10 protein-coding genes are annotated in these 14,409 nt (G+C 40.2%); 9 read left to right on the top strand and 1 reads right to left on the bottom strand.

Annotated features, from left to right (window positions below; all coding sequences use genetic code 11):
• The first annotated feature begins 31 nt into the window (after positions 1-31).
• From FNN09_RS08315 to FNN09_RS08275, 9 genes are all read left to right on the top strand, one after another.
• The gene (locus FNN09_RS08315) at positions 32-1,528 is read left to right on the top strand and encodes a 2-isopropylmalate synthase (protein WP_143301406.1); all 1,497 of its coding nucleotides are present in this window, start codon (positions 32-34) and stop codon (positions 1,526-1,528) included.
• Positions 1,529-1,617: 89 nt separating this feature from the next.
• Positions 1,618-3,021 carry a 3-isopropylmalate dehydratase large subunit gene (gene leuC / locus FNN09_RS08310; protein WP_143301404.1) on the top strand — a complete coding sequence of 468 codons (1,404 nt, stop codon included), beginning with the start codon at positions 1,618-1,620 and terminating at the stop codon, positions 3,019-3,021.
• A gap of 15 nt (positions 3,022-3,036) precedes the next feature.
• A complete protein-coding gene (leuD, locus tag FNN09_RS08305) occupies positions 3,037-3,636 on the top strand; it encodes a 3-isopropylmalate dehydratase small subunit (RefSeq protein ID WP_143301402.1) in 600 nt (199 codons plus the stop codon).
• A 402-nt stretch (positions 3,637-4,038) separates the two neighbouring features.
• On the top strand, positions 4,039-5,571 hold the full coding sequence (locus FNN09_RS08300; RefSeq protein WP_221932458.1) for an alpha-isopropylmalate synthase regulatory domain-containing protein: 1,533 nt from the start codon (positions 4,039-4,041) through the stop codon (positions 5,569-5,571).
• 95 nt (positions 5,572-5,666) lie between these two features.
• Entirely contained in the window at positions 5,667-6,731 is a 1,065-nt protein-coding gene (gene leuB, locus FNN09_RS08295; RefSeq protein WP_143301400.1) for a 3-isopropylmalate dehydrogenase, read from the top strand.
• Positions 6,732-6,835: 104 nt separating this feature from the next.
• Positions 6,836-8,116 (top strand): threonine ammonia-lyase, encoded by a 1,281-nt coding sequence (gene ilvA / locus FNN09_RS08290; RefSeq protein ID WP_143301398.1) that lies wholly within the window; start codon positions 6,836-6,838, stop codon positions 8,114-8,116.
• A 542-nt stretch (positions 8,117-8,658) separates the two neighbouring features.
• Complete coding sequence (locus tag FNN09_RS08285) at positions 8,659-9,876, top strand: winged helix-turn-helix domain-containing protein (protein WP_143301396.1); 1,218 nt, start codon at positions 8,659-8,661, stop codon at positions 9,874-9,876.
• Positions 9,877-10,337: 461 nt separating this feature from the next.
• Positions 10,338-11,336, top strand: coding sequence for a hypothetical protein (locus FNN09_RS08280; RefSeq protein ID WP_143301394.1), 999 nt, complete (start codon positions 10,338-10,340; stop codon positions 11,334-11,336).
• Between the two features lie 278 nt (positions 11,337-11,614).
• Positions 11,615-12,061 carry a KTSC domain-containing protein gene (locus tag FNN09_RS08275; RefSeq protein ID WP_143301392.1) on the top strand — a complete coding sequence of 149 codons (447 nt, stop codon included), beginning with the start codon at positions 11,615-11,617 and terminating at the stop codon, positions 12,059-12,061.
• A gap of 202 nt (positions 12,062-12,263) precedes the next feature.
• Here the strand turns inward: FNN09_RS08275 and FNN09_RS08270 are convergent, their stop codons facing one another.
• Positions 12,264-13,382 (bottom strand): DNA alkylation repair protein, encoded by a 1,119-nt coding sequence (locus FNN09_RS08270; RefSeq protein WP_143301390.1) that lies wholly within the window; start codon positions 13,380-13,382, stop codon positions 12,264-12,266.
• Positions 13,383-14,409 lie beyond the last annotated feature (1,027 nt).

The raw sequence follows: 14,409 nt of genomic DNA, 5'->3' as shown, positions 1-14,409 counted from the left end.
AGGAATTCGGAAAACCCATAAAACAAAAATCATGGATAATAAAGTTCATATATTCGATACAACATTAAGAGACGGCGAGCAAGTGCCGGGATGCCAGTTAAACACTATTGAAAAGATAGAAGTAGCCCGTCAACTCGAGAAGCTCGGTGTTGATGTGATCGAAGCTGGATTCCCCATTTCGAGCCCCGGAGATTTTAATTCGGTGGTCGAGATTTCAAAGGCCGTTCAGAATCCAACCATTTGCGCCTTAACTCGCGCAGTAAAAAAAGATATTGAAGTAGCCGCTGATGCTTTGAAGTTTGCTAAGCGTGGGCGTATCCATACTGGTATTGGCACATCACCTTATCACATTAAATACAAATTAAATTCCAACGAAGACGAAATAGTAGAACGTGCTGTTGAAGCAGTTAAATACGCCAAGCGTTTTGTCGAGGATGTGGAATTCTATGCCGAAGATGCTGGTCGCTCAGATAACGAATACTTGGCCCGTGTGGTTGAAGCTGTTATTAAAGCAGGAGCTACTGTTATTAATATTCCTGATACAACAGGTTATTGCTTGCCAGCCGAGTACGGTGCTAAAATAGCCTACTTGGTTAATAACGTTCCAAACGTCGATAAAGCCATCTTATCAACGCACTGCCACAACGACTTGGGTATGGCCACTGCCAACACCCTATCGGGAGTGATTAACGGTGCTCGCCAGGTTGAGGTGACGATTAACGGATTGGGCGAACGTGCTGGTAATACATCCTTGGAAGAGGTTGTAATGGCTATGAAGGCGCACCACGACTTGGATTACCAAACAGGCATTGACTCAAAGCAGATAATGAAAACCAGTAAGTTGGTTTCTACATTGATGCGCATGCCAGTGCAGGCTAATAAAGCCATTGTTGGGCGTAATGCTTTTGCACATTCATCAGGTATTCACCAGGATGGGGTATTGAAAAACCGTGAGAACTACGAAATTATTGACCCTGCTGAAGTAGGGGTGAAAGAATCAAGCATTGTGTTGACTGCACGTAGTGGACGCGCTGCCTTAAAGCACCGTTTGCATGTATTAGGATATGAGTTTGAAGGACCTGAGTTGGATGATGTCTATAACCGTTTCCTTGATTTGGCCGATAAGAAAAAAGATGTGGCTGATGAGGACTTGGAAGCATTAGCAGGAACTGAGATAGAGAAGAAAGATCGTTCTGTTAAGTTAGAATCACTTCAAGTAATCTCTGGTAGCTCAACTATACCAACCGCCACTGTTGCTGTTAATTTTAATGGTGATGTATTTACCGAAACAGCCTCGGGTAATGGGCCAATTGATGCTGCTTTCTCAGCTGTTAAAAGCTTGGTGAAGCGTAAAGTTCATTTGGAGGAATTCTTGATTCAAGCCATAACACGCGGTAGCGATGACCTTGGTAAAGTACATGTTCAAGTGGAACACAAGGGACATACTTATTATGGTTTCTCTGCTAATGTAGATATTATCACAGCATCGGTGGAAGCATTCTTAGACGCAATTTCGAAAATAGGATAATTTAGACATAAGTATAAAGACATAAGCACAAGACCGGAGACGGAAATCATCTTGATACTTTAATCTTGATACTTGATACTTATAAAACAATGGGAAAAACATTATTTGATAAAATATGGGACAGCCACGTTGTCAAGAGCATTGACGACGGGCCAAACGTCCTTTACATCGACCGTCACTTTATTCACGAAGTAACGAGTCCGCAAGCATTTGGGGGTATTAAAGCTCGTGGAGGAAAAGTAGCACGTCCGTCGCAGGTTATTGCTACACCCGACCACAATATTCCTACCGTTAATCAGCACCTGACGATACAAGATGAGTTATCGCGTGTGCAGGTGGAAACATTAAAAAAGAACTGCGAAGAGAATGGCATTACTATGTATGGACTCAATCATCCGTATAATGGTATTGTACACGTTGTAGGTCCTGAGTTGGGTATAACACAACCGGGAATGACCATTGTTTGTGGCGATAGTCACACATCAACGCATGGCGCATTCGGTAGTATTGCTTTTGGTATTGGTACCAGTGAAGTGGAAATGGCTTTGGCCACACAATGTATAATGCAGCCCAAGCCTAAAAGCATGCGCATTAACATAGAAGGTGATTTGCATAAGGGAGTAACGTCTAAAGACATTATTTTATACATCATCTCCAAGTTAACAACTGGCGGTGGTACTGGCTACTTTGTTGAGTTTGCCGGTTCGGCCATCCGTAGTTTATCGATGGAAGCTCGTATGACCATTTGTAACATGAGTATTGAGATGGGTGCCAGAGGAGGTATGATTGCTCCTGATGAAACCACTTTTGAATACATCAAAGGTCGTGAGCAAGCTCCTCAAGGTGAGCAATGGGACAAGGCTGTAGCTTATTGGAAGTCTCTTGTGACCGATGCAGATGCGGTTTTTCATAAGGAATTAACTTACGATGCAGCTGACATAGAGCCAATGATTACCTACGGAACCAATCCGGGTATGGGAGCTAAGGTATGTGAAAGCATCCCTACGCTTGACTCCATTGAGGATAGCTCGAAGAACTCATTCCAGAAATCAATGGAATACATGGGTTTTGAGGCTGGCGACCAATTGGAAGGTAAGCAAGTTGATTATGTGTTTGTTGGTAGTTGTACTAATGGGCGTATTGAAGACCTACGTTCGTTTTGTGAAGCTGTAAAAGGTAAGCAGAAAGCAGAAAGCGTGACTGCCTGGATAGTACCTGGAAGCAAACAAGTAGAGAAGCAAGCCATTGCTGAAGGTTTGAAAGAACAGTTAGAAGCGGCAGGTTTTGAACTACGCCAGCCCGGTTGTTCGGCTTGTTTAGCCATGAACGATGATAAAATACCAGCAGGTAAGTATGCGGTGGCTACTTCGAACCGAAATTTTGAAGGTCGACAAGGGCCAGGCTCTCGTACTTTACTAGCCAGTCCGTTAACAGCGGCTGCGGCAGCTGTAACAGGTGTTGTTACCGATCCACGTACCATCTTTAACTTTTAATCAGGAGGAAGAATTATGCCAAAAGATAAATTTGTAACAGTTCAGACTTCGTTTGTGCCAATGCCAATCGAAAATGTGGATACTGATCAGATCATTCCAGCTCGCTTCCTAAAGGCTACAACCAAAGAGGGATTTGGAGATAACCTGTTCTACGATTGGAGATATGAAAAAGACGGTTCGCCTAAAGCGGATTTTGTATTGAATAACCCGGCTTACTCAGGTACTGTATTGGTGGCTGGCAAGAACTTCGGAAGTGGTTCAAGTCGCGAGCATGCTGCCTGGGCTATCGATGGCTACGGTTTTAAGGCTGTGGTATCGAGTTTCTTTGCCGATATATTTCGTGGTAACTCATTAAACAACGGTGTTTTACCAGTTCAGGTGTCAGAAGGATTTTTAGCAGGCTTGTTTACTGCCGTTGATGCAGATAACAAAACCGAAGTAAAAATTGACTTGGAAAACCAGACAATCACGAATGTCGCAACAGGAGATTCAGAAAGCTTTGAAATCAATAGCTACAAGAAAAACTGCATGATGAATGGCTACGACGATATTGATTACCTGTTCAGCATCAGCAATGAGATTGAAGCTTACGAAAAGCAAGCGGTTAAATTTTAACTAAACACAGAGGCGCTAAGTGGTGGAAAGAGAACCTTAAATTGGTTAGCTTTCTACTTCAGGTATTAATTTTAATAGTTTACCACCTCCCCATTTCGTGGTACTCCTCCTTTAAAGGAGGAGAGACGCAACACTTCCCCTCCTGAGTTATAGGAGGGGTGCCGAAAGGCGGGGTGGTATATTTTACTTTTAAGAGTTATGTGCCAGTAGCGAACTGCTTAATTTTGCAGAGTTTAATAATAGATAGAAAGTCATCTCGACTACCGCCCAATCGCACCTTTTTTGGGCGGAGTCGTCATGATGACAAGCTGAAATAGCTTGAGCTACGGTCCGATGAGGTAGGGACTTTAAATAACAATCTCCAAAACAGAAACCACAAATCACCATTAAAACCACGCACGAATGACAATAGAGCTAATGGATACCACCTTACGCGATGGCGAGCAAACTACCGGGGTGTCGTTTAACGAATCCGAGAAGTTGGCCATGGCGACCATGCTGCTCGAAGAGTTAAAGGTGGATAGAATAGAAGTTGCTTCGGCACGAGTCAGCGATGGCGAATACCGTGCTGTACAAAAGATTACCGAGTGGGCCGATAAAAAAGGCCTTCTGGATAAGGTTGAAGTATTAGGCTTTGTAGACGGAACCACCTCATTGGAATGGATTAAGAGTGCCGGCGGTCGTGTAATAAACCTGTTAACCAAAGGCTCCTTGAAACATGTTACAAGCCAGTTAGGAAAAACCCCTGAAGAGCATGTTGCCGATATTAAAAAAGTAATTGAGGCAGCCGATGAGATGGATATGTTGGTTAATATCTACCTGGAAGATTGGTCCAATGGTATGATTGATTCGCCAGACTATGTGTATTTTATATTAGATGCCTTACAAGATACAAGTATCAAACGCTTTATGTTGCCCGATACATTGGGGATATTAAACCCTGATCAAGTGGCAGAATTCTGTTCAGCCATCATCACTCGTTATCCGGATTTACACATCGATTTTCATGCTCATAACGACTACGACTTAGCCGTAGCTAACGCTTTTGCTGCCATTAAATCGGGAGTGCAAGGCATTCACACCACCATTAATGGGCTAGGTGAGCGTGCAGGTAATGCACCATTGGCAAGTGTGGTTGGTTTATTTAACGATCAGTTGGGTGTGAGCAGTAATATCGACGAATCGAAAATTACGAAATTGAGCCAGTTGGTGGAGAGTTTTTCGGGCATTCGTATACCAAGCAATAAGCCTTTAACGGGCGAGTTTGTGTTTACACAATGTGCAGGTATCCATGCCGATGGCGACAACAAGGATAATTTGTACTTTAACCGTTTGATGCCCGAGCGCTTTGGAAGAGTGCGAAAGTACGCCTTGGGTAAAACATCGGGCAAAGCAAATATACTAAAGAACCTTGAGGAGCTGGGTATTGATTTAAGCTCTGATGAGATGAAAAAAGTAACCGAGCGGGTGATTGAATTAGGTGATAAAAAAGAAACCGTTACCACTGAAGATTTACCTTATATCATATCAGATGTATTGAAGAGTTCATCTATTAAAGAGCATATAAAAATTAAGAATTACAGCTTGCAACTAACAAAAGGCCTGATGCCTTTGGCCAATGTGAGCATTGAGATTGATGGACAAATTTATCAGGAAACAGCGAATGGCGACGGACAATACGATGCCTTTATGCATGCCCTGTGGAAAATATATGACGAGTTGGGTAAGGAGCACCCCTTGTTAGAAGATTATATTGTAACGATTCCGCCAGGTGGTAAAACCGATGCTTTGGTAGAAACCGTTATATCGTGGGAGTTTAAAGGTAAACTCTTTAAAACACGTGGCTTGGATGCCGATCAAACCGAGGCCGCCATTAAAGCAACGGTAAAAATGCTTAACTTGATTGAGAACGGAAATATTAAAATAATTAACTAGACCAATAGATAGGAGACTTATAGATGTTAAGAAAAATGATTCATCTATTAATTAAAGTCTAATCGTCTATTATCTAATAATCTATTATCTAGAAGATGAAATTAAACATTGCAGTATTGCCAGGGGATGGCATCGGACCGGAGATAGTGACACAAGCGCAAAAAGTAATTGATGCGGTGGCACAAAAATTTAATCACGAAGTAGCTTATACCAATGCTTTGGTGGGAGCAACAGCTATCGACCAGGTGGGTAACCCTTATCCGGATGAAACGCATGAGGTTTGTATGAACTCAGATGCTGTATTATTTGGTGCCATTGGTGATCCTAAATACGATAACGATCCAAAAGCAAAAGTACGTCCAGAGCAAGGCTTATTGGCCATGCGCAAAAAGCTAGGATTGTATGCTAATATTCGTCCTGTTACAACTTTCCCGTCTTTATTAGACAAAAGCCCATTGCGCCTGGACATTGTAGAGGGTGCTGATTTTGTAGTAGTGCGTGAGTTAACAGGTGGTATTTATTTTGGTGAAAAGGGCCGTTCAGAAGATTTGAAGAAAGCCTTTGACACCTGTACCTATACAAGCGAAGAGATTGAGCGCATTCTAAAGTTAGCTTTCTCATATGCAGGTAAGCGCGATAAACGTTTAACGGTTATTGATAAAGCCAACGTGTTGGCAACATCGCGTTTGTGGCGAGAGACAGCTCAAGGCATGGAAGCTGATTATAAAGATATTGAGGTGGACTACATGTTTGTAGATAACGCAGCCATGCAGTTGATACAGTGGCCTAAAAAGTTTGATGTGATGGTAACCGAAAATATGTTTGGCGATATCATCAGCGATGAGGCATCGGTCATCACAGGTTCCTTAGGTCTGTTGCCATCAGCTTCTGTTGGTGTACATACTTCGGTATTTGAGCCAATTCACGGTTCTTATCCGCAAGCAGCAGGTAAAGACATTGCTAACCCGATTGCTACGGTACTTTCGGCAGCTATGTTGTTGGAATCACTCGACCTACTGGACGAGGCTAAAGCAGTGCGCGAAGCTGTCAACCAATCGCTCGATGCAGGTGTCGTCACTGAAGATATAGCTAAAGACACGAATGTGAGTAAAACATCGGAAGTAGGTACATGGCTCGCTAATTACATTAAAAATAATTAATACTTTAAACCTGTCAGATTTGATTTTCTGACAGGTTTTTAGTTTTATAATACCAGGCAAAGCACATTAATGCTTTATATGATTACCCCATCAACAACAAAGCAATGACAAAAAAGAACAAAATAGCAGCCTTTTCGGATTACTACCCCAGTTTGGAAGCTGTTAAACAAGCTAAAGAAACGATTAGTGAGGTGGTTGAAACAACCCCATTAATGCGTAATCGCAACCTGTCGAAACAATTTTGCGCCAATGTATCATTAAAGCGCGAAGATTTGCAAGCCGTACGTTCGTACAAAATAAGAGGAGCTTATAACAAAATTAAAAGCCTTACAAAGCAACAAGTGTCAGGTGGTATTGTGTGTTCCAGCGCTGGTAATCATGCTCAAGGTGTAGCATTTTCGTGTAAAGAGCTACACATTAACGGATACATTTATATGCCAACCACCACACCAAAACAAAAGGTGAGCCAGGTAAAAATGTTTGGTCAGGGTTTTGTTGAAGTGGTATTAAAGGGTGATACCTACGATGATGCTTACAATGCAGCCATGGATGAATGTGCACGTACCGGTCGTACCTTTATTCATCCTTTTGATGATCCACAAATTATCGAGGGGCAGGCAACGGTTGGTTTGGAGATATACGAACAGGCCGATAAACCCATCGATTATATTTTTATACCTATTGGAGGTGGTGGCTTAGCATCGGGTTTAGGAGCTTACATTAAGCAAATAACACCCGAAACAAAAATAATAGGTGTTGAACCCGCTGGTGCACCTGCCATGCAGCAAGCCATGGAAAAAGGCGAAGTAGTAGAACTACCTGAGATTGATAAATTTGTTGATGGTGCCGCCGTACAACGAGTTGGTAGTATCAATTTACCAATTTGTCAGCGCGTGTTAGATGACATTATATTGGTGCCCGAGGGTAAGATTTGTACCAAAATATTGGAGCTGTACAACTACGAAGCCATTGTGGTTGAGCCTGCCGGAGCTTTGAGTATTGCTGCATTGGATTATTATGCCGACCAGATTATTGGTAAAAACGTGGTGTGCGTGCTCAGTGGTAGTAACAACGACATAACCCGTACCGAGGAGATTAAAGAGCGCTCCTTATTATACGAAGGCCTGAAGCATTATTTCATTGTTCGCTTTCCACAGCGTGCAGGGGCCTTAAAAACATTTGTTGGCGAGGTATTAGGGCCAACAGATGACATTACACATTTTGAGTACAAAAAGAAAACAGCCCGCGCCATGGGGCCTGTGGTGATTGGTATTGAAGTGCAAAAGCCAGAAGATTTTAATGGTCTTCAGGAGCGTATGGAACGCCACGGTTTTGTAGCGGAATACCTGAATGAAAAACCAGATTTATTTCAGTATTTGATATAAACCAAACAGATTCACTTTAGTGAGCACAAAATATAAAGCCGGAGATCTATTTTAATAGATGATCCGGCTTTTTTTTGTTGCCAACTACGAAATAGCGGTGTACGATCAATACTCAGATACAAGAATAATTGCTTAGCGGACTATCTTCTTAGGATAGCGGATGTTTTCCCTCATTAAGCGGAGGATTTCCTCTTGTCAGCGGGTAATATCGGTCAGTCAGCGGAAGATTCTCATCTAAAGCGGGTGTTATGTACTCGTCAGCGCATAATTTACCATGCGGGAAACACTCCGCTGAGCATGGGAAAGAGTCCGCTAACTCAAGTAATAGGTGCGCTGACAGGTGGAAACTGTCCGCTGAGTACTGCTGTTTTATAAACATCAGGTATCATTGATCCGCTAAAATAGATATGAAGCAGCTAATGTGAATTTGTCTTTCCTTATATTTGTATGACATCCTTAAAACATCGATCAAGGTTTAAATTCATCAATGCTGAAGTGGCAAGCATGAGCCAGAAATAAAACTTTTTACTTACTTAGTATTTATGTCTACGCTTGAATTATCTAAATCACAAGCCCGCAAACTGGTGTTATTAGCACAAGGTTTGCCGCCTGTGAAGCAAAAGTTGAATGCGCTCGATTCCACTTTATCTGCGATTCACCAACTTGGCTATGTGCAAATCGATACCATTTCAAGTATTCAACGTGCACATCATCATACCCTTTGGAATCGCAACCCGCTATACGCTGCCTCTCATTTATCTGATTTGATGCAAAAGCAGCAAGTGTTTGAATATTGGTCGCATGCAGCAGCGTATCTGCCCATGAAGGATTACCGTTATAGTTTGCCACGTAAGCAGGCCATTGCAAGCGGAAAAGAAAAGCATTGGTATACACCTAATGAACATCTGATGGATGATGTCCTACGAAGAATTGAGGCAGAGGGTCCGTTAATGGCAAAAGATTTTGATCATGCTGGCGATAAGTTTGGAGAGTGGCAAACCAAACCGGCCAAGCAAGCTTTGGAGAACCTGTTTATGCAAGGTTTTCTGATGATTCGAAGTCGGAATAATTTTCATAAAGTATATGATTTGCCTAGCAGGGTATTGCCATCGGGATTGGATACTTCAGTGCCCACGGCCGATGAACAAGCCCGTTTTCTTATCAAACGTTATTTAAAAGCCAATGGCATTGGTCAGGCAGCGGAAATAGCTTATTTGCTAAAAAATACCAAAAGCCTAATTAGCTCCAATCTTACTGATATGTTGGAGAATGAAGAGCTGATAACAGTTAAAGTGGGAGCAGCCAAATATTGCGCTTTGTCCGATGCTTTAGGTCTACTTGAAAAACCTTTGGCCAAGAGCAAACTAAAAATTCTTTCGCCTTTCGATAACCTACTAATTCAACGAAAGAGGACAAAAGAACTTTTCGATTTTGACTATTTATTGGAGTGTTATGTGCCTGCAGCCAAGCGTAAGTTTGGTTATTTTGTATTACCCGTTTTGTGGGATGGTAAGCTGGTAGCACGCATGGATTGTAAGGCCGATAGAAAAACAAAGGTCTTACACATACATAATCTGGCCATTGAAAGTTCTTTACTTAAAATTGATGCTTTTGCTCAGGCTCTGTTTAAAGAACTTGTGCCATTTTTAAAGTTTAACGAATGTGATGTCCTTGAGTTGCACGAGACTTATCCAAGTGCGATTCATGCTCTTATTGAAGATGCGTTAAAACCATTAATTATTCAAAACAGAGGTATTTAATGTTCAAGCACTTTGTTCTTGTAAAACAAGCATCACCATAAATACCTTGCACTTCGTACAAGGCTATTCATGTATTTATCCAATCAGGATCCATCTAATTAGCAAACTGCAATGTGTTTAAATTGAATATTCGCTGTAGCATTGTAAATAATGCTAAGTTAATCTGTTCGTTCTTCCATTGCAATGCTGTTAATTATTAGGCTTATTACATATTTATCTGCATGTTTTATTATATACAATGCGCTTATAAGTGCACTATTATCTCATTTCAGTATTGTTACTTACGATAGGTTTTATTCAAAAAAATATTAATTGTGTAGTTAACAATGAATTGTAAGTACTAATTAATATTAAAAAACTACTTTCGCCCGTGAGTACTAGCTGTTTTGATTTCATGAACTTATTCGAACAGTAAACCAAGCAAGCAATTTTTAATTATTTATAAATATCAAAACCTAAACATGAACACTAAACTACTATTAGTCACGTTTTTTATGGCTGTTATGGGCATTAACGTGCAAGCTGCTAGCGAATCAAACGATGATCTTTTGAATCTACCTGGTGATAACTTAGATTTATTCGCTACACTCAACTTATTTCAAGAATCAAAAACAATAGAAGAGTTTGAAGCATCCTTAAACGATGAAAAAACAGGCATTAATAACCTGGATTTAAATCTAGATGGCGATGTTGATTTTATTAAAGTGGTAACACAACAAGATGGTGGTGACTTTGCATTTGTTCTGCAAGTAGATGTGCTTGAGGAGGAAACACAAGATGTTGCAGTGATTGTTGTTACTAAAGATGCAGAAGAGAAGGTAAGTATTCAGATGGTGGGTGATGAAGCTCTGTACGGAAAGGACTATGTGATTGAACCTAAGTTAGAGAAACCTGCTGTAACGGCTAATCCGGCTTACTCCGGCCCTGACACGATTGTGGTTAAGAGTGAGCCTGCTACGGTTGTGGTAGTGGAATCGCAACCCATTGTACATTACGTTTATTCGCCTATGTATTCGCCGTATTACTCACCTTATTATTATGGTTATTATCCACCATATTACCACCCTTATCCTGTTGTTTCAATTAACATCTATTTCGGTCGTAACCGTCATCATCATAACCATTACCATGGAGGCCACCGAGGCGGTAACACGGTTATAATTAATAATAACAAAACTTATAATAATTATAACAGAACGCGCAAAACGTCAACAACCGTCAATAAAAATAAAAGTGCAGGAAGCTATAAAGCAAACAATGCTAATAAACCTGCTGGCGTTGAGCAGAATGGTAAGAAAGTAAATACCAATACCTCAAAGTCAAAACAGAAGGCGAGCTCAACAAAAAGCAATGTAAAAACGACAAAGCCTGCTACGTCTGTTAAAACCAATAAAGTAAATACAACAAAGCCTGTTAATAACTCAATGGGAAAAGCAAAAGGCAAGCGCAGTAAGCGCTAGTTGCTAAGCTGGTAAATGGATGAATTGTGACGGTAAAATGTAATCGCTATTTGTCACGATTTATCCATTTATAATTATTACGATGTTATTTTCATCCGAAAGCTAGGCGATAGGCATCAACAACAAAAGCTATGTTTTTTAATAGGTGTTTGGATTAATTCCTCAGCGAAATATATAAATAGGACAGTGTTGATTTTAAATCTATCTTTGCGCACTATTTTTTTAAGACAATTATATAACACAAAAGCTAGCGCTTGGTGTAATTAGGGATGTGAGGTATGAAGAGAGTGAAGCAGTATAAGAAATTATTCAGTATTGAAGGAGCTATTGAATTAAAGCAGTTAAAGAGAACCTATAGAAACTTAGTGAAAGAATGGCACCCCGATAAGTTTCAGTCCTGCGACGAAAAGGCCCTTGAGGCAGAAGAGAAAAGTCGTGAAATTATTGACGCTTACCACTTTTTAGTTAGTATAGCACCCGAAACGCACGAACGTAATAAAGAAGAGTACGAAGAGATAATTACGAAAGGGAGCATTGTTGACATTAAGCACAAAGGCTTATTTCTTGAACTATCATTTTTAGATGGTACCACTTTTGAGTGTTTTGGCGTGCCTAGAAGTGTTTACAGCAAGTTGATAAATGCAGACAACCAGATACGTTTTGCAAAACGAAATATCTTTGGTTCATTTACCTACCGTAAATCGAAAAAGGCCTTGGCAGCCTAATGTGTGGTTTATAAAACTTAAATCTAATGTGGATGTAAACGGATCATCCGTTCATGATTGTTGTGAATTTACAATAAGAGAAAACTACAATGTGTTTTTAACTTGAGTGAGCACAGATGAACTGAAATCAGCCAAGTTAACCTGTGCATTGATAAATTGAAATGTTAAAGCTTAATTGGATTCAATCATTCAATGCCCTGATTTATAATTTTAATTCAAAAGTGCGCTCTTCCATTTCTATACCGTTAACTATTAGGCTTAATACATGTTCTCCTGCGTGAAATGTACGGGAAGAAATTTGTTTAAAGGATTGTTTGCGGCTAATGTTGCTCAAAGAATTAGGCACATATTTTTTCTCACTTATCTTATACACTTTTTTCGATAGGCTGCCATTTTTCTTCTGATAGTAGATGGCATACTCAAGCCTTAACAATAGTTCTTGCTCCGAAACATTGTTTAATACGAATTTGAATAATAAGTCTTCACCAAGGCTTATCGTTTCTTTTTCAAGTTCCAGTTTACTAATCTCTATATCATCAGGAGATGCAAAGCCAAAGAGCTTAAGAATTTCGGTGTTGCCTGCTTTCAATAGGGTGCGGCAGGCATGTTTCACTACCCAGTCGGTTTCTTTCGATTGGCCTTTCCATTGTTTGGCAATGTCAATTACAAGCTGCGGATTGTCTTTCGAGATATCGTTAATATTGTTGGCTACACTTTTACGAACATATTCCGAGGGGTCGTTTTTGAGAACTTCTAAAATGGGCAACACAGGTTTGGGTTTTTGCTTTAGCATTTGAATGGCCATGCCCCACGGTAAGCGCGAGCGACTGCCCTCTGATGCCAAGCGCCTCACATGCTCATTGTCATGTTGGGTCCATGCTAACATCCGGTCTAACATTTTATTTTCGTACTTAATAATAAACGGACGAACGGCAAACTCGCAGGTGGTGGTTGGTGTTATCTTTTCAAAGGCAGCCACCGATGTGTCGAAATCATCAAGACCATTATGCTCAATATAATCGGGGATAAAAATGAGTGCCAACTCAGCATATTTCACCTCCTGATTAATATTCATGGCTTTTAATTCAGCAATAAGCTCATGGAGCTGCTCTACTGCTTTTGGAAAGTTATCTGATAAATAGTTGTTGAGCACAAAAGATACATGGTACATGCGCTGTTTAAATTCTTTGCTCTTCCATTTCGAATCATATATGTCGTCGATGAATTGCTCTTGATTAAAGTCACTAACGACCTCATTCAGAGCCTCACTAAGTATTGCGAAGAACTTTTTGGAATATAAATCTTTAAATAGTTCGGCCATGATATATGTTCAATGTTGTCCTAATTAATTTAATTGCTTGGGCTATCCGCCCAAACCCAACTTTATGCTGAAACAATTAAGAATACTCAATTCTTAATTGTTCCGATATTCTTGATCACAAAAACTAAGGAAAAAAGATCAAGGCTCCACCCACTTCACTCAAAAAACTACCTTTGATTGACTGAAATTGATTAAACTCGCCTTTTTACGTACCTCCAAAAGACTCAAGCAGAAATCAATTTTTAAACGCCAAATCAAACTTGTTTTTTGGTTCATTGGCTGAGGCCAGGTCTCAACAAGCCGTTCAGAGCATTGAATAATAACGTTTAGGACGCTATTGATATATGTTACTTAATTTTATGATTTAGTAGGCAAGTTATTCATGCACCAATACCTGTATCATCCCATGCAAATGAAAGCCACAGAATCGTATGTACTGCATTTATCACCTTACTTGAAGCATATAAATTTCTTTGCTATGAAGCACTTGCTCAAAACAAGATAGAAATAATACTGCATCAACATCACCCATCATTGTTGCGAAAGTATACAATTGTATTTAATATTATATATTGAGAGTTTGTTATACCACGGCAATTGCATTTAAAAGTTGAATCCATTTAGGATTCTCAAAAAAGCAGGCAGTAAACCACAGATTCTATCTGAGGTTATTCATATTAAACCACATTCGTGGTTTTTAATTACAATCCTGACAGGATTGAATACGAATAGCCCTGTACTATTAAGTGCAGGGTAATGATAGATGCTAATTTCCAACAACCACAACGTGGTTGAACGTTAAATGCAATTGCCGTGCATCTTATTCGAACAAGAGCTAAGCTGCGGGGTTTAACTATAAAGCAACTGTAATTAAACGTTGCTGCACTTTGAGTACAAATACCAAAATAGCAATGAACGATAAGATAAAAATAGATGTTGTATCCGATGTGGTATGCCCATGGTGTGCCATTGCTTATAAGCGCTTAGAACGAGCTATCGAAGAAATGGGTATTCAGGATAAAATCGA

The sequence above is a fragment of the Carboxylicivirga sp. M1479 genome (assembly GCF_007097485.1).
In the GTDB taxonomy this organism is placed as follows: Bacteria; Bacteroidota; Bacteroidia; order Bacteroidales; family Marinilabiliaceae; genus Carboxylicivirga.
Note: the sequence above shows the minus strand (reverse complement) of the source record. Positions and strands in the feature narration are given on the sequence as shown.

Excerpts from the sequence above, each read along its gene's own strand:
- FNN09_RS08270 (WP_143301390.1), bottom strand. The coding sequence starts at position 13,382 with ATGGCCGAACTATTTAAAGATTTATATTCCAAAAAGTTCTTCGCAATA.
- leuC (WP_143301404.1), top strand. The coding sequence starts at position 1,618 with ATGGGAAAAACATTATTTGATAAAATATGGGACAGCCACGTTGTCAAG.
- FNN09_RS08300 (WP_221932458.1), top strand. The coding sequence starts at position 4,039 with ATGACAATAGAGCTAATGGATACCACCTTACGCGATGGCGAGCAAACT.
- leuB (WP_143301400.1), top strand. The coding sequence starts at position 5,667 with ATGAAATTAAACATTGCAGTATTGCCAGGGGATGGCATCGGACCGGAG.
- ilvA (WP_143301398.1), top strand. The coding sequence starts at position 6,836 with ATGACAAAAAAGAACAAAATAGCAGCCTTTTCGGATTACTACCCCAGT.
- FNN09_RS08280 (WP_143301394.1), top strand. The coding sequence starts at position 10,338 with ATGAACACTAAACTACTATTAGTCACGTTTTTTATGGCTGTTATGGGC.
- FNN09_RS08285 (WP_143301396.1), top strand. The coding sequence starts at position 8,659 with ATGTCTACGCTTGAATTATCTAAATCACAAGCCCGCAAACTGGTGTTA.
- FNN09_RS08315 (WP_143301406.1), top strand. The coding sequence starts at position 32 with ATGGATAATAAAGTTCATATATTCGATACAACATTAAGAGACGGCGAG.
- leuD (WP_143301402.1), top strand. The coding sequence starts at position 3,037 with ATGCCAAAAGATAAATTTGTAACAGTTCAGACTTCGTTTGTGCCAATG.
- FNN09_RS08275 (WP_143301392.1), top strand. The coding sequence starts at position 11,615 with ATGAAGAGAGTGAAGCAGTATAAGAAATTATTCAGTATTGAAGGAGCT.